Below are 1000 nucleotides of genomic sequence, written 5' to 3' on the forward strand. Positions count from 1 at the left end.
GGCTCGATCTACGACGGGGTGGGCTGCTTCCTGTGGGAGGACTACGAGGAGACCACGCCGGGGCTCTTCCACGCCTACGTGGTGATCATCGGCGGCACCTGCTATGCCAGCGGACCCGGCGAACTGCTGGTGTGGCACTTCGAGGCCGGCCCGCAGACGGGCGTAACCGAGCTGGCCACTGTCGAGGTGTACCTCTCCGACCCCCAGGCCGACCCTCTGCCCGACCTCTCGCTGGGCGCGGCGACCATCGTGGTGAGCGATCCCGTCACCGGCGCCACGCCGCTGCGGCCCGGGCCGACGTTGCAACTGGCGCCCAACCCCTTCAATCCCCGCACGCAGCTGATCGTCAGTTCGCCCATCGCTTGCGAAGCGCGCCTCGAGGTGCGCGATCTCGCGGGGCGCAGCCTGGGCACACTCTGGAGCGGTACTGTCGGCAGTGCGCCGCTGGCGGTGGCATGGGATGGCATGGATGCCGCGGGAAAGATGCTGCCGTCCGGCGCCTACCTGTTCACGCTCGGCACGGCCGGGCGGCCGCCCGTGGTGGTCCGGGGCACGCTGCTGCGCTGACCGGGGTCGCGGGACGCGACCTCATCCCCGCCGGATCGCCTGCACCATCTGGTCGAGCTGTTGCAGGAACAGCGACCGGTCCTTCGGCGAGAAGGGCGGCGGCCCGCCGCCCACCAGCCCCTGGTCGCGCAGCTGGGACAACAGCTGCCGCGTGGCCAGCGAGTCGCCGACGTTCTCCGGCGTGAAGGGCCGGCCCTTGTGGCCGAGCACCCGGGCTCCCTTGTCGAGGCAGCGCGCCGCGAGCGGGATGTCGCCGGTGACGACGATGTCGTCCTTTTCAGCCAGTTCGACGATGCGGTCGTCGGCCTCGTCGCGGCCCTGCTCCACCACCACGAGCTTCACCTTGCCGCCGGTCGGGTAGCGCATGTAGCTGTTGGCCACCAGGGTGACCGGCAGGTCGTCGCGCTGGGCGACCTTGTAGATCTCGTCCTTC

At 70.6% G+C, this 1000-nt stretch carries 2 protein-coding genes; one reads left to right on the top strand and one right to left on the bottom strand.

Features of this window, described 5'->3' with window-relative positions; genetic code table 11:
- A partial coding sequence (locus tag Q7W29_02485; GenBank protein ID MDO9170677.1) for a hypothetical protein occupies positions 1-567 on the top strand: 567 nt, incomplete at its 5' end.
- A gap of 21 nt (positions 568-588) precedes the next feature.
- Here Q7W29_02485 and Q7W29_02490 read toward each other — a convergent pair.
- The coding region (locus tag Q7W29_02490; protein ID MDO9170678.1) for a YaiI/YqxD family protein at positions 589-1000 on the bottom strand (412 nt) is incomplete at its 5' end.

The sequence above is a fragment of the bacterium genome, from assembly GCA_030654305.1.
In the GTDB taxonomy this organism is placed as follows: Bacteria; Krumholzibacteriota; Krumholzibacteriia; order LZORAL124-64-63; family LZORAL124-64-63; genus PNOJ01.